11 protein-coding genes are annotated in these 14,292 nt (G+C 66.2%); 7 read left to right on the top strand and 4 right to left on the bottom strand.

Going from position 1 to position 14,292, the window contains the following annotated elements; genetic code table 11:
- Positions 1–3 precede the first annotated feature (3 nt).
- The 4 genes from ACH6CV_RS08480 to gdhA form a co-directional block, all read right to left on the bottom strand.
- Positions 4–564, bottom strand: a complete 561-nt coding sequence (locus ACH6CV_RS08480) for a histidine phosphatase family protein (protein WP_456357747.1) — start codon at positions 562–564, stop codon at positions 4–6.
- Positions 558–1,313, bottom strand: a complete 756-nt coding sequence (locus ACH6CV_RS08475; protein WP_456357746.1) for an adenosylcobinamide-GDP ribazoletransferase — start codon at positions 1,311–1,313, stop codon at positions 558–560. Before ACH6CV_RS08475 ends, ACH6CV_RS08480 begins: the two co-directional genes overlap by 7 nt.
- A gap of 21 nt (positions 1,314–1,334) precedes the next feature.
- The gene (gene cobT / locus ACH6CV_RS08470) at positions 1,335–2,378 is read right to left on the bottom strand and encodes a nicotinate-nucleotide--dimethylbenzimidazole phosphoribosyltransferase (RefSeq protein ID WP_456357745.1); all 1,044 of its coding nucleotides are present in this window, start codon (positions 2,376–2,378) and stop codon (positions 1,335–1,337) included.
- Positions 2,379–2,457: 79 nt separating this feature from the next.
- Complete coding sequence (gene gdhA, locus ACH6CV_RS08465) at positions 2,458–3,789, bottom strand: NADP-specific glutamate dehydrogenase (RefSeq protein WP_456357744.1); 1,332 nt, start codon at positions 3,787–3,789, stop codon at positions 2,458–2,460.
- A gap of 283 nt (positions 3,790–4,072) precedes the next feature.
- On the opposite strand from gdhA, the gene ACH6CV_RS08460 reads away from it, so the two are divergent.
- From ACH6CV_RS08460 to mutL, 7 genes are all read left to right on the top strand, one after another.
- Positions 4,073–5,881 (top strand): TIGR03960 family B12-binding radical SAM protein, encoded by a 1,809-nt coding sequence (locus ACH6CV_RS08460; protein WP_456357784.1) that lies wholly within the window; start codon positions 4,073–4,075, stop codon positions 5,879–5,881.
- Positions 5,878–6,576 carry a TIGR03936 family radical SAM-associated protein gene (locus ACH6CV_RS08455; RefSeq protein WP_456357743.1) on the top strand — a complete coding sequence of 233 codons (699 nt, stop codon included), beginning with the start codon at positions 5,878–5,880 and terminating at the stop codon, positions 6,574–6,576. Before ACH6CV_RS08460 ends, ACH6CV_RS08455 begins: the two co-directional genes overlap by 4 nt.
- On the top strand, positions 6,573–7,880 hold the full coding sequence (locus tag ACH6CV_RS08450; protein ID WP_456357742.1) for an Rne/Rng family ribonuclease: 1,308 nt from the start codon (positions 6,573–6,575) through the stop codon (positions 7,878–7,880). Before ACH6CV_RS08455 ends, ACH6CV_RS08450 begins: the two co-directional genes overlap by 4 nt.
- A 46-nt stretch (positions 7,881–7,926) precedes the next feature.
- Positions 7,927–9,270 (top strand): tRNA (N6-isopentenyl adenosine(37)-C2)-methylthiotransferase MiaB, encoded by a 1,344-nt coding sequence (gene miaB / locus ACH6CV_RS08445; protein ID WP_456357783.1) that lies wholly within the window; start codon positions 7,927–7,929, stop codon positions 9,268–9,270.
- 9 nt (positions 9,271–9,279) lie between these two features.
- Entirely contained in the window at positions 9,280–9,708 is a 429-nt protein-coding gene (locus ACH6CV_RS08440) for a YlbF family regulator (protein ID WP_456357741.1), read from the top strand.
- Between the two features lie 73 nt (positions 9,709–9,781).
- Positions 9,782–12,367, top strand: coding sequence for a DNA mismatch repair protein MutS (gene mutS / locus ACH6CV_RS08435; protein WP_456357740.1), 2,586 nt, complete (start codon positions 9,782–9,784; stop codon positions 12,365–12,367).
- A 1-nt stretch (position 12,368) separates the two neighbouring features.
- Complete coding sequence (gene mutL / locus ACH6CV_RS08430) at positions 12,369–14,291, top strand: DNA mismatch repair endonuclease MutL (RefSeq protein ID WP_456357739.1); 1,923 nt, start codon at positions 12,369–12,371, stop codon at positions 14,289–14,291.
- The last annotated feature ends 1 nt before the right edge of the window (position 14,292 follow it).

Below are 14,292 nucleotides of genomic sequence, written 5' to 3'. Positions count from 1 at the left end.
TGTTCATGCGCAAACGGGTCGGACGACGCGCAATACGCCTTGCTCGAACGCGCACAGGTAGCCGCTGCCGCTCGGTACGCGCCAATCGAAATAATCGCGCCGCGGCAGCGCGCGCTCGGACAAAAGCGCCATCAGCGTGCCTCCGTGCGCTACGATCGCGGTGTTTTCGTGCTCGGGAAAAGCGGGCAGCGCGTCGAACGCGCGCAGCGTGCGCCGCACGAAGGCCTCGCGCGATTCGCCGCCCGGAAAGGGCGACATGCCGCCCGAGTCGATCCAGGCCTGATAGCGCGCGTCGCCCTCGAGCTCGGCGTGATTATGGTATTCGAACGCACCGAAGTCGCACTCGCGGAAGCCTTCAACCGGCGTGAGCGGCGCGCATGGGTAGATCAGCCGCGCCGTCTCCAGCGCGCGGCGCATCGGGCTTACGTAGACGAGCGCGGCGGGCGGGAACTGAAGCGCCGCGAGCGCCGCGCGTCCCTCGGCCGACAGGGGCTCGTCGGTTCGACCCACGTAGCGGCCCTCGAGGTTGCCCAATGTCGCGCCGTGGCGCAGCAAGATCACCATCCGATCACCGCTGCGGCCATCGCCGCCAACTCGCAGATTTGCAGGAAGAACCCGGCCAGGTCGCCGGTGATGCCGCCGAACTGGCGGTAGGCCATGAAGCGGTAGTACAGCAGCATAAGCGCCGAGGCGATCAGCGCCCGCGCGCCGCGCGCAGGGCTTGAAAGCAGCATCAGCGCGGCGGCCAGCAGCGCCCACAGCGCGAGCGTCAGGCGCACAGCGCCGGTTTGCGCGCTGCCCTTGAATGTGGCCAGCAGCCCGGTAGGCCTCGCGCTTTTCAGCGTGAGCAGCATCAATCCGCTAAGCGCGCGCGACAGCACGAACGACAGCGCGACCACATACGCCGTGCCGCCGGCCATCGGCTCGGCCAGTACGCCGAGCATAAGCAACAGATAGGCGGCGCAGCCCATAATGCCGAACGCGCCCACGTGCGGATCGCGGAGGATTTCAAGTTTCCGCTCGCGCGGTTGGCGCGACGACAGCGCGTCCATCGCGTCGATGAACCCGTCCATGTGGATGCCGCCGGAAATCAAAAGCGGCGCGACGGTGAGCAACGCGCCGGTCAGCAGCGCGCCCATCGACAGCGCCGCCGCCGCGTACCGCAAGAGCAGCAAGGACGCGCCGATCAGCGCGCCCACGGCGGGGAAGAAGCATAGGCTGTAGCGCAGGTTGTCCTCGGTGAACGCGCACTGCGGCATGGGAATTTTCGAATAGGTCGAAAACGCCAGGGCCAGCGATCGCAAGAGGCGCATGGGTGTTTCCTTTCATGCCGATTATTGGGGCGTATAGGCGGGCAGGTGAATCTCGTCGAAGGTGCTGTTCTGCCGGTAGACGTTAAGCGCCATGTCGATCAGCGGCAGCAGCGCCACCGCGCCGGTGCCCTCGCCGAGCGCCATTTGCGCGTGCAGCACGGGCGGCGGAAGGCCCAGCGCCTCGAGCACGCACTGCCCGGCGAGCTCCCGGCTGAGGTGCGAGGTCAGCATGTAGTCGCGCGCCGCCGGCAGCAGCCGCGCCGCGATCAGCGCCGCGACGCCCGAGATCAGCCCGTCGATCACGACCGGCAGGCCGCGCCGCGCGCCGCCCAGAAATACGCCCGCCATCGCCGCCAGATCGAACCCGCCGAGCTTCGACAGCACGTCGATCGGATCGCCCGGGTCGGGGCGATTGAGCGCAATCGCGCGCTCGATCGCCGAGCGCTTGAGCATGAGGCCCGCCTCCGACAGCCCCGCGCCCCGGCCGGTCACCGCCTCGGGTGACAGCCCCAATAGCGCGGCGGCCACCGCACCCGAGGTGGTGGTGTTGCCGATGCCCATTTCGCCGGTGAGCAGGAGCTGATAGCCCTGATCGGCGCAAGTCTCCGCCAGCTCGATGCCGATTTCGATCATCGCCTGCGCCTCGCCGCGCGTCATGGCGGGCCCGGCCGCGATGTTGCCGGTCCCGTAGGCCAGCTTGCGGCGCAGCAAGGCGGGGCAGTCGACGTCCGTCGCCAGCCCCGAGTCCACCGCGACCACATCGGCGCGCGCCGCGCGCGCCATGGCGTTCACGCTGGCCGCGCCGCGCGCGATGTTTTCAGCCACCAGGGCGCTCACCTCGCGCCCGACCTGGCTCACGCCCTCGCACACCACGCCGTTGTCGGCGCACAGCACCAGCACACAGCGCCGGTCGATTGACACATCACAGCTCTGTTGCATGCCCGCGATGCGTACCACCATCTGCTCGAGCAGCCCCAGTCCGTTGAGCGGCTTGGCGATGCCGTCCCAGCGCTTTTGCGCCATGCGCATGGCGGCTTCGTCGAGCGGCCTGATCTCCCGGATCACGAAACCCCTCCCTTATGGATGAACGCGTCAACACCGCTCGCAGACTGTTCCCTGCGATGGGAATGCGGCGTTGTGGAAACTATACCACCCCGTGGGCGACCATCGAGTCGGCCACCTTGGTAAAGCCCGCGATGTTCGCGCCCACGATGAAGTTGTCCTTATGGCCGTACTTTTCGGCCGCGGCGCTCATCTGGCGGTAGATGCCCGCCATGATGCCCTTGAGGCGCTGATCGACCTCCTCGAACGTCCAGCTCAGCCGCAGGCTGTTCTGGCTCATTTCGAGCGCGCTCGTGGCCACGCCGCCGGCGTTGGCGGCCTTGCCGGGCGCGAAAAGCACGCCGGCCTTGAGGAAGGCGTGCGCGGCGTCGGGCGTAGTGGGCATATTGGCCCCCTCGCCGACCGCGACGACGCCGTTTTTAATCAGCGCCTCGGCGTGGTTCAGGCGCAGCTCGTTCTGAGTGGCGCAGGGCAGCGCCACGTCGCAGGCCACGTCCCAGATCGAGCCGTCCTCGTGGTACTCGGCCTGCGGGCGGTAGGAAGCATAGGCCGACAGCCGGCCGCGGTTGACTTCCTTGATTTCTTTCACGGCGTCGAGGTCGACGCCCCGGGCGTCGTAGATCCAGCCGGTGGAATCGCACATCGCCACCACGATCGCGCCGTGCTGCGCGGCCTTCTCGGCGGCGTAGATCGCCACATTGCCCGAACCCGACACCACGACGCGCTTGCCTTTCAGGCTCATGCCGCGCGCGCCCAGCATCTCGTTCATCAGGTAGACCAGACCGTAGCCGGTGGCCTCCTTGCGCGCGAGCGAGCCGCCGTAGGTGAGGCCCTTGCCGGTCAGCACGCCCTCGTACAGGCCCGTGATGCGCTTGTATTGGCCGTAGAGGAAGCCGATCTCGCGCGCGCCGGTGCCGATGTCGCCCGCCGGCACGTCCACGTCCGCGCCCAGATATTTGTAGAGCTCGGTCATGAAGCTCTGGCAGAACGCCATCACCTCGCGGTCCGACTTGCCCTTGGGGTCAAAGTCGCAACCGCCCTTGCCGCCGCCGATCGGCAGGCCCGTCAGGCTGTTCTTGAAGGTCTGTTCGAAGCCCAAGAACTTGAGTATGCTCAGGTTGACCGAGGGGTGCAGCCGAAGGCCGCCCTTGTACGGGCCGATCGCGTTGTTGTACTGCACGCGATACCCCTTGTTCACGCGTACCGCGCCGCCGTCGTCTACCCAGGGCACCCGAAACAGGATCACGCGGTCGGGCTCGACCATTCGCTCGAGGATGCCGTGCTTGCGGTAGAGCGGGTTCACATCGACGACCGATTCGAGCGACTCGAGCACCTCGGTAGCGGCTTGGTGGAATTCCACCTCGCCCGGATTGCGGCGGATCAGATCCTGAAGAACTTCCTGAACGTACGGCATGTGCAGTTGTCCCCTCTCCGTTGAGTGAATTATGCAGGATAGAATTCGAAATCCTGCACAAATTTGATATTATTGTAGGGGAATTGGCCGCAACTGTCAATCCCGTAGATCAAAGTGTTCAAAAAGATTATGTAAAACCCGACAAGGACGCGCCTCCAGAAATCTTAAATATCATGTTCGGCGGCGCGCTTGTTTGCATAGGGAAGGCGTGGTATAATAAAATGGTTTATCCCATAAGGAGGACGGTGCTTTGAACCTTTCCGATCGAATCGACGCGCTGTTGATGCGGGTGGAAAAACCGGTGCGCTACATGGGCGCGGAGTTTGGCGCTGTGATAAAGGATGCGCGCGCGGTGGACGTGCGGTACGCATTTTTGTTTCCCGACACCTACGAGGTCGGCATGTCCCACCTCGGGATGAAGATCCTGTACGACGCGATCAACCGGCGGGACGACGCCTGGTGCGAGCGGGTGTTCTCGCCCTGGGTGGATATGGAGGACGCGATGCGCGAGGCGGGGGTGCCGCTTTTTTCGCTTGAGTCGCGCACGCCGGTAAAGGAATTCGATCTATTGGGCATCACGCTCCAGTATGAAATGAGCTATACCAACATCCTGTCGGCGCTGTCGCTGTCCGGCATTGCGCCGAGGGCAGCCGAGCGCGCGGACGGCCCGTTCGTGATCTGCGGCGGCCCGTGTGCATTCAACCCCGAGCCGCTCGCCGACTTCGTCGATCTGTTCGTGCTGGGCGACGGCGAGCAGTCGACGCTTGAGACGATCGACGTCTACAAGGCGTGGAAGGCGTCGGGCGCGCCCCGAAGCGAATATCTGAGGCAGGCGGCACAGATCCAGGGGGTGTACGTGCCCTCGCTCTACGACGTTTCCTATCATGAGGACGGCACCATAAAGGCGATTTCGCCCAAGAGCGGTTCCAACGCGCCCGCGCAGGTCAAGAAGGCGCTGGTGACCGACTTGAACGCCGCCGTTTATCCCGAGGGGCTGGTCGTGCCCTACGGCGACGTGGTGCACAACCGCATCATGCTCGAAATCTTCCGCGGGTGCACGCGCGGCTGCCGATTCTGTCAGGCCGGCATGATCTACCGCCCGGTGCGCGAGCGAGGCCGCGAGCAGCTGCTTAAGATGGCCGAACGGCTGGTGAATGCGACCGGCTACGACGAAATCTCGCTGATGAGCCTGTCGAGCGGCGACTATTCCTGCCTGCCGGAGCTGGCGCGCGACATGATTGAGAAGTTCCACGACCGGCGCGTCAAGGTGTCGCTGCCCTCGCTGCGCATCGACTCGGTGGTCAAGGACGCGCTCAAGGAGACGCAGAAGGTGCGCAAGACCGCGCTGACGCTGGCCCCCGAGGCCGGTACGCAGCGGCTGCGCGACGTGATAAACAAGGGCGTGACCGAGGACGACCTGCTGCGCGCGGTGAATGACGCGTTCGAGGCGGGCTGGTCGCAGGTGAAACTGTACTTCATGCTGGGCCTGCCCACCGAGACCGACGAGGACGTGGACGGCATCGCCGACCTCGCGCGCAAGGTGCAGCGCTGCTACTTTGCCCGGCCCAAGGCCGAGCGCGCGCCGGGTCTTCGGATCACCGTGAGCGCGTCGGTGTTCGTGCCCAAGCCGTTCACCCCGTTCCAGTGGTCGGGCCAGCTCGACCGCGAGGCGGTGATCGCGCGCCAGCAGCGGCTCAGGGCACAGCTGAAAAGTATCAAGGGCGTGGAGTTCAAGTACCACGCGCCCGATTTGAGCCTGGTCGAAGCGGTGTTTGCGCGGGGCGACCGGCGGCTGGGCTCGGCACTCGAACGGGCCTGGCAATTGGGCTGCCGTTTCGACGGTTGGAGCGACCAATTCCGGTTCGACCTGTGGATGCGGGCGTTCGAAGAAACGGGGCTCGATCCGCTGTTCTACGCCGAGCGCGAGCGGCAAGTGGGCGAGGTGTTCCCCTGGAGCCACTTGGACGCCGGGGTAACCGAAGCCTTTTTGCGCGTCGAATGGGCGCGCGCGCAGCGCGCCGAGGTCACGCCCGACTGTCGGCTTCATTGCGTGGGCTGCGGTATGAACCGCTACGAGGGGGCGTGCGTATGAGGGCCATCTATCGGTTCGGCAAGGCGCGGCGGCTGATGTGCGTGTCGCACCTGGATCTACAGCGCTTTATGCAGATGGCGCTTCGGCGCACCCAATTGCCCGTGGCCTACTCGCAGGGCTTCAACCCGCACCCGCTGTTATCGTTCGCGTCGGCGCTGGCGATGGGCTGGACCAGCGAGTGCGAGCTGATGGACATCAAGATGGATAAGCCAATCGACGAGGATTTCGCGTTCGGGCAAATGCGCGCGGCGCTTCCGCCCGATTTGCCGCTGTACGCGGTCCGTCTGGTGGACGACCGCCACCCGGCGCTGATGGCGCGCCTGAATATGGCCGATTATCGGGTGTCCGTTGCCGGGGAAGGCGCGGACGAGGTCGCCGCGGCGTTGCCCGGGTATCTGGCCGAGCGCGAGGTCGTCGCGCTGCGTAAAACCAAGTCGGGCGAGAAACCGACCGATATCCGACCGATGTCGGTTTCTGTCGAAACGCATAGAACCGAGGAGGGATACGACTTCTCGATGCGGCTGATGCTGACCGAGCGCGCCACGCTCAAGCCCGACCTGCTGCTCAAGGTGCTGGCCGAGCGCGCGGGGGTCGCGCCCCCCGCCGCCCGCATCCACCGCACCGCGCTGCTGGCCGCAGACGGACAGGGCCGGCCGGTCGACCTGTTCAGCCTCGAAGGGGTGGACGGCGCATGAAGCAATTGCTGCTCGAATCGCGCGCGGGCCAGACCCGACTGGCACTGCTCGAGGACGGCTCTCTGTCGGAGCTATACGTCGAGCGCGAGGGCCGCGAAAAGCTCGTGGGCAATCTGTACCTCGGGCGGGCGATGAACGTGCTGCCGGGTATGCAGGCGGCGTTCGTGGACATCGGCCTTTCCAAGAACGGTTTTTTGTACGCGGGCGACATACAGCTCGACAGGCGAAGCCTCGGGCCGGACGCCGCGGCGCTGGAGCAGGCGCTCTCCGGGCAGTCGATCAGCAAGCTGATCCGGCCCGGCCAGGAAGTGCTGGTGCAGGTGGTCAAGGAGCCGGGCGGGGATAAGGGCCCGCGCCTGTCGATGAACGCCACGCTGCCGGGGCGCATGGCGGTGCTGCTGCCCACGCTGAGCTACGTCGGGGTGTCGCGGCGCATCGAGTCGCCCGCCGAGCGCGACCGGCTGCGCGCGCTGGCAGAGCGGCTGAAACCCCAAGGCATGGGGCTGATCGTGCGCACCGCGGCGGACGGCGCGGGCGAGGAAGCGCTCGCGCGCGACATCGCCTACCTGGTCCGGCTGTGGGATTCGATCGTGGAGCGCGCCCGATACGCGATCGCGCCCAGCCTTGTCCACCGCGATTTGTCGCTCACGCATCGCGCGGTGCGCGACATGCTGCTGCCGGACGTGGAATCGCTGACGGTGGACGGTGAATCGGCGCTTACGGCGGCGCGCGCGCACGCCGCGATGCTGTCGGATGAGTTGCCCGCCAAGATCAGACCGCATTCGGATTCGTATCCGCTGTTCGAAGCCCACCGCATAGACGCGCAGACGGAAAAGGCGCTGGGGCGCAAGGTATGGCTCAAAAGCGGCGGGTACCTGGTGTTCGACTACGCCGAGGCGCTGACCGTGATCGACGTGAACACCGGTCGGTATGTGGGCAGGAAGACGCTGTCGGATACGGTGTTTGAGATCAACCGCGAGGCGGCCTCCGAGATCGCGCGCCAGCTTCGGCTGCGCGACATCGGCGGCATCATCGTGATCGACTTCATCGACATGGACTTGGACGAGCACCGCGAAGCGCTGCTCGCCCATTTCGCCCAGGCGCTGAAGCGCGACCGCACCAAGACCAACCTGGTGGGGCTGACCGGCCTGGGCTTGGTCGAAATGACGCGCAAGAAGGTACACCAGCCGCTGCACACGATCCTGACCGAGACCTGCCCGACCTGCCAGGGCAGCGGCCGGGTGGTCAACGGACAGGCGCATAAGGCGCGCAAACGGACAGGAGAAAATCATGAAACGAAGTGATCCCCCGGTCATCGCCCGCGAGCAGTTGGACGAGCAGCGCGCATACATGGACAGCGTGCGCGCGATCGTGCCCGCCGGGTGCAGATACATGATCGTGACGATGGGCTGTCAGATGAACGTGCGTGATTCCGAATCGCTTTCCGGCATGCTGGATCAGATGGGCTATGAGGCCTGCGCGTCGCGCGAGGACGCCGACCTGATCCTGTACAACACCTGCTGCGTGCGCGAAAACGCCGAAAACAAGGCGCTGGGCAATGTGATCTGGCTCAAGGAGCTCAAGAAGGACAAACCCGAGCTGATGATCGCGGTCGGCGGCTGCATGATGCAGGAAGCCGGCATGGCCGAGCGGCTGAAGAAACAGTACCCGTTCATCGACCTGATGTTCGGCACCCACAATCTTTATAGGTTCCCGGAGCTGCTCCACCGCGCGCTGAGCGAGCGAGCGCCGATCGCCGAGGTGCTGCCCGAGGGCGCGATCGTCGAGGGCTTGCCCGCCGCGCGCTCCAATCGCCACAGCGCGTTTCTGTCGATCATGCAGGGCTGCAACAACTTCTGCTCCTACTGCATCGTGCCCTATGTGCGCGGCCGGGAGCGCTCGCGGCGGGTGGACGACATACTGGACGAGGCGAAGGGGCTGCTGGACGCGGGCGTAAAGGAGATCACGCTGCTCGGCCAGAACGTCAATTCCTACGGCGGCGGCGGGCGCGCGTTCGCCGAGCTGCTGTACCGGCTCGACGCGCTCGGCGTGCCGCGCATCCGCTTCATGACCTCCCACCCGAAGGATTTGTCGGACGAGGTCATCGCGGCCTACGGCGAGCTTAAGCGCCTGGCCCCTCAACTGCACCTGCCGGTGCAGGCCGGAAACGACCGGATTCTGTCCTTGATGAACCGGGGGTATACGCGGGAACGCTATCTCGATCTGGTCGGGAAGCTGCGCGCCGTGTGCCCGGATGTGGGGCTGACCAGCGACATCATCGTGGGCTTCCCGGGCGAGACCGAGGCGCAGTTCGAGGACACGATGTCCTTGGTGCGCGAGGTGCGCTTCGACGCGGCGTTCACCTTCATCTACTCGCCGAGAACCGGCACCGCGGCGGCCGACATGCCCGACCCAACGCCGCCCGAGCAAAAGACGCTGCGCATCGAGCGGCTGATCGCGCTCCAGCAGTCGATCGGCGGCGAGGTGCTGGGGGGGCTCGTGGGCACGCGCCAGACGGTGCTGGTCGAGGGCGCGTCGCAGCGCGATCAAGCCTTCATGTGCGGCAAGACCGGCCGCGGCCACATGGTCAATTTCCCGGGAAATACCGCGCTCGAAGGGCAATTTGTGGACGTAGTCATCACCTCCGCCGGGCGCAACACGCTGCGCGGGGAGTTGGCGGATCAAAAATCTTAGGAGGCCATCATGAATCAGGTGTTTTTGAAGACCCGGGAACTCGGCGAGGCGCTGCTGCTCAGCAGCGAATTTCAGCAGATGAAGGAAGCCGAGGCAGTCGCCATGAAGAACCCCGAGGCGGCGCTGAACATGGGCCGCTTCATTGAATGCAGAAACCGCATCCAGGAACTGCTCGAGCAGGAGAACGCCGACAGCGAGCAGCTCAAAGCGCTGTCGGAGCAGATGGACGCCTACCAGGAGAAGCTGCAGTCGCTTCCTGACATCGCAAAGCTCAACGAGGCGCGCGAGTCGTTCTCTAACCTGATCGAGCAGGTGAACAGCGTGCTGCGCTTCATCGTGACCGGCGAAATGAACGACCAGTCCGAGTCCGAAGGCGATGGCTGCGGCGGCTCGTGCGGCTCTTGCGGCGGCTGCGGGCATCAGCATCATTTGAATTAAGGCCGCAAATTCCGTAGGGGCCGATGCCCGCATCGACCCGTCCCGTTGGCCGCACAAGAGGGAGGCACAAGCGATGGCCATCACGCCGATGATGCAGCAGTACCTTACGATCAAGGAGGAACACAAGGACGCCATCCTGTTCTTCCGGCTGGGCGACTTCTACGAGATGTTCTTCGAGGACGCCGTGCTTACTTCCCGCGAACTCGAACTGACGCTGACCGGCAAAGACTGCGGGTTGGCGGAGCGCGCCCCGATGTGCGGCGTGCCCTACCACGCGGTCGATACCTACCTCGGTCGGTTGATCCAGAAGGGGTACAAGGTCGCCATCTGCGAGCAGATGACCGATCCGGACGGCAAGGGGCTGGTGGAGCGCGCCGTCACCCGCGTGGTGACGCCTGGCACCGTAATCGAGCAGAGCATGCTTGAGGACCGCGAGCCCAGCTACATCCTGTGCCTGTCGATCAAGGGCGACCGCGCGGGCGCGGCGTTCTGCGACCTGTCCACCGGCGAGTTCTGGGTCTACCCGATCGCCTCCATAAAAAACAGGCTGGCCGAGGAACTGTCGCGGCTGAACCCGCGCGAACTGCTGGTCGCAAGCCGGGCGCAGCTCATGGGCATCAGCGCGCAGATCGGCTGCCCGGTCACCGAGGGCGATCCCGGTTCCTTTGTCTACAAAAACGCGCTCGCGGCGCTCAATGCGCACTTCGCGGCGCTCGAAACAGGCTCGCCGGGCCTTAAGGGCGAGAAGCTGCTCGTCGAGGCCGCGGGCGCGCTGATGCGCTACCTGACCGACACGCAAAAGAACGCGCTCGGCCACATCCTTAAGATCAAGCGCTTTGAAAGCGCGCGCTACATGACGATCGACCGCGCGGCCTCGACGAGCCTGGAACTCGTCGAGGCCGGGCGCGCGCGCACCCGCAAGGGGTCGCTTTTGTGGACCCTCGACAAGACGGTCACCGCGATGGGCGGGCGCATGCTGCGCAGCTGGATCGAGCAGCCGTTGCTCGATAAAGCGGAGATCGAGGCGCGGCTGGACGCGGTCGCGCACCTCAAGGGCAACGCGATCGGGGCCGAGTCGCTGCGCGAGCAGCTGCGAGGTGTGTACGACGTCGAACGGCTGCTGTCGCGCATCGCCTACGACAGCGTTACCCCCCGCGAATGCCTGTCGCTGGCCCGCTCGCTGTCGGCCGTGCCCTACGTGAAGGACCTGCTGCGGGACATGGACGCGGGCGCGCTCAGCGCCGTCGACGCGCTGCTCGACCCGATGGAAGCGTTGGTCGCGCTGCTCGACCGCGCCATTTCGCCTGACGCACCCGTGTCGGTCAAGGAGGGCGGCATCTTCCGCGCCGGGTACGAAGAGAGGCTCGACCGCCTGCGCTCGGCGGCTACCGACGGCAAGAACTGGATCGCCCAGCTCGAGCAGCAGGAGCGCGACGAGACCGGCATCAAGAACCTCAAGATCGGTTTCAACCGGGTGTTCGGCTATTACATCGAGGTGACCCGCTCGTTCTACGATCTGGTGCCCTACCGCTACGTGCGCAAGCAGACGCTGGCGGGCTGCGAGCGGTTCGTGACGCAGGAGCTCAAGGAGATCGAGAAGACGGTGCTCGGGGCCGACGATCAGGCGATGCGCCTCGAGTACGAGCTGTTTTCCGCGATACGCTCCCGGCTCAAGGAGGCGCTGCCCGGCCTGCAGGCGACCGCCCAGGGCTTGAAGACGCTCGACGCACTGCTATCGCTCGCGCAGGCCGCGCTCGAAAACGACTATGTGCGCCCGGATATCCATGAGGACGGCCCGATCGAGATCGAGGACGGCCGGCACCCGGTCGTCGAACAGGCGATCGGGCGCGAGCGGTTCGTGCCCAACGACACGCGCATAACGGACGAAAGCCGGCTCATGATCATCACCGGGCCCAACATGGCGGGCAAGAGCACTTACATGCGCCAGGTGGCGCTGATCGCGCTGATGGCGCAGGTGGGCTCGTTCGTGCCCGCCCGCACGGCGCGGCTGCCGATCGTCGACCGCATCTTCACGCGGATCGGCGCGTCGGACGACCTCTACGGCGGCCAGTCGACCTTCATGGTCGAGATGACCGAGATGGCGAACATCCTAAAGCACATGACCGACCGGAGTCTGTTGATTTTGGACGAGGTGGGGCGCGGCACCAGCACGTTTGACGGGCTGTCGATCGCCTGGGCGGCGGTGGAGCACATCGCGGGAAAGCGCGCCAAGACGCTGTTTGCCACCCACTACCACGAGTTGAGCGAGCTCGAAGGGCGGCTGGACGGCGTGGCCAACTACCGGATCACCGCGCGCGAGCAGGGGGAGGATGTGATCTTCCTGCGCAAGATCGTGCCGGGCGGCGCCGACCGCAGCTTCGGCGTGGCGGTGGCCTCGCTGGCGGGCCTGCCCTCTTCGCTGATCGCGCGCGCGCGGCAGATCATGGCCCGGCTCGAGGTGGAGGGCGAGTTGGGCGGTTCGATCGGACGCAGCATCCTCGACAAGCGCAAGAATGCGGGCGACCGTCAGATCCGGCTCAACGACTACGGCGCGGCGGAGCTGGCCGAGGAGCTCAAAAAAGTGGACGTGATGGCGCTGACGCCGGTGGACGCGCTGAATATGCTGTACACGCTGGTCGAAAAGGCGAGAAGGGTATAAAATGGGCATTCGGATATTGGACGCCGCCACGGTCGGGCGGATCGCGGCGGGCGAGGTGGTGGAGCGGCCCGGCAGCGCCTGCAAGGAGCTGATGGAGAACGCGCTCGACGCCGGGGCGACCTCGATCACGGTCGAGCTGCGCGGCGGCGGCATCGAGTACCTGCGCGTGACCGACAACGGACATGGGATCGCGCCCGAGGAGGTGCGGCTGGCGTTTGAAAACCACGCCACCAGCAAGCTTATGGACGCTTCCGATTTGATGGACGTGCGCACGCTGGGCTTTCGCGGCGAGGCGCTGCCGTCGATCGCGGCGGTCGCCAAGGTCGGCTGCGTGACGCGCCGCCGCGCCGCCGCCAGCGGCGCGAAGCTCCGAGTCGAGGGCGGGCGTTTTGTGTCGCTCGACGAGGCCGGCTGCCCCGAGGGCACCACGGTCACGGTGGAAGATCTGTTCTACAATGTGCCCGCGCGCCGCGCGTTTCTCAAGAAGCCGGCTTACGAAGCGGCCGCGGTTTCCGAGGCGGTGGCGGCGCTGGCGCTGGCCAATCCCGGCGTGGCGGTGCGGCTGATCGCAAACGGCAAGACCACGCTGCATTCGTTCGGCGACGGCAACCTGCGCCACGCGGCGCTGGCGGTATACGGCAAGGAAGTGGCGGCCGCGCTGACCGACGTCGATCAGATGGAGGGGGCGCTGCGCATATCGGGGCTGGTCGGCGTGGGCGACTGCGCGCGCCCCACCCGCTCCGCCCAGTACTTCTTCATCAACGCGCGCGTGGTCAAGTGTCCGCTGCTCTCGCAGGCGCTTGGGGCCGCGTGCGCCGGGCGCGTGACGATCGGCATGCACCCGATGGCCATGTTAAGCCTTCAGTTGCCGCCCCACGCGGTCGACGTCAACGTCCACCCCAACAAGCTCGAGGTGCGCTTCCGCGACGAGGCGGGCGTGCGCGCAGCCGTCGATCAGATGCTGCGCCGCGCGTTCGAGGGCGAGCGCCTGCTCGACGTCGAGGCCGCCACCCGCCGCGCGGAGCCGCTGATCCAGCCGTCGACGCTAAAGATCGAGCGCGTCGAGGTGCCCGGCGAACAGACCGAAGTCGATGCCAAGCAGGTTCGAGCCTACGCCAGACAGACCGAAGTCGAGACGTTTGGAGCGTCGCGCAACCCCGAGGGCCGGGGCGGATATTCTCCGCCCGCCCCCGCGCCGGCTGAGGCCCCGCCGCTCGCCCCGCGCGATTTGCGGCTGAACGAGGCGGCGCGCGCCTGGCCGATGACCGTGTCTCAGGTACCGTCGCGCCCGGAGCCGGTTGCCCAACAGGCGGAGCAGCTCTCCGCGGTGCCCCCGCCCGAAGAGACCGGCGCGCCCCGGTACCGGGTGATCGGCGTGGCGCTCGACACCTACCTGCTGGTGGAGGCGAAGGGCAGCCTGATCCTGATCGACCAGCACGCGGCGCACGAGCGCATCCTGTACGAGCAATACGCCCCGCGCCTCGACGGGCCGGGCGCGTCTCAGCCGCTGCTGACCCCGGCGGTGGTGCCGGCCTCGCCGCGCGAGATCGCGCTGGTGCAGGAAAACATAGATTTGCTTGCCGAGGCCGGGTTCGAGGCGGAGCCGTTCGGCGAGCGCGCGCTGGCGGTGCGCGCGGTGCCGTTCATCTTGGGCAAGGCCGACGTGCCCGCCTTCTTCCTCGAGATGGTATCGCGGCTCGACCAGCTCAAATACGCCGCGCGCGACCGGCGCAAGGGCGAGCTGATTCAGATGGCCTGCAAGCACGCGGTCAAGGGCGGCGACCGGCTGAGTACAGACGAGATCGAGGCGCTGCTTCAAGCGATGGAGGACACGCGCTCGCCCGCGACCTGCCCGCACGGCCGGCCGGTGCTGCGCGTGCTTACGCAAAACGAACTGGAGAGGATGTTCAAACGTCAGCAGTAAT

Origin of the sequence: Anaerozeibacter quisquiliarum (genome assembly GCF_051162045.1) — a bacterium.
Lineage (GTDB): Bacteria > Bacillota > Clostridia > Christensenellales > Aristaeellaceae > Anaerozeibacter > Anaerozeibacter quisquiliarum.
This window is presented reverse-complemented; position numbering and strand designations above follow the sequence as displayed.

Coding starts and splice junctions, on each gene's coding strand:
- ACH6CV_RS08480 (WP_456357747.1), bottom strand. CDS start 564: ATGGTGATCTTGCTGCGCCACGGCGCGACATTGGGCAACCTCGAGGGC.
- ACH6CV_RS08475 (WP_456357746.1), bottom strand. CDS start 1,313: ATGCGCCTCTTGCGATCGCTGGCCCTGGCGTTTTCGACCTATTCGAAA.
- gdhA (WP_456357744.1), bottom strand. CDS start 3,789: ATGCCGTACGTTCAGGAAGTTCTTCAGGATCTGATCCGCCGCAATCCG.
- ACH6CV_RS08460 (WP_456357784.1), top strand. CDS start 4,073: ATGCGGGTGGAAAAACCGGTGCGCTACATGGGCGCGGAGTTTGGCGCT.
- ACH6CV_RS08455 (WP_456357743.1), top strand. CDS start 5,878: ATGAGGGCCATCTATCGGTTCGGCAAGGCGCGGCGGCTGATGTGCGTG.
- ACH6CV_RS08450 (WP_456357742.1), top strand. CDS start 6,573: ATGAAGCAATTGCTGCTCGAATCGCGCGCGGGCCAGACCCGACTGGCA.
- miaB (WP_456357783.1), top strand. CDS start 7,927: ATGGACAGCGTGCGCGCGATCGTGCCCGCCGGGTGCAGATACATGATC.
- ACH6CV_RS08440 (WP_456357741.1), top strand. CDS start 9,280: ATGAATCAGGTGTTTTTGAAGACCCGGGAACTCGGCGAGGCGCTGCTG.
- mutS (WP_456357740.1), top strand. CDS start 9,782: ATGGCCATCACGCCGATGATGCAGCAGTACCTTACGATCAAGGAGGAA.
- mutL (WP_456357739.1), top strand. CDS start 12,369: ATGGGCATTCGGATATTGGACGCCGCCACGGTCGGGCGGATCGCGGCG.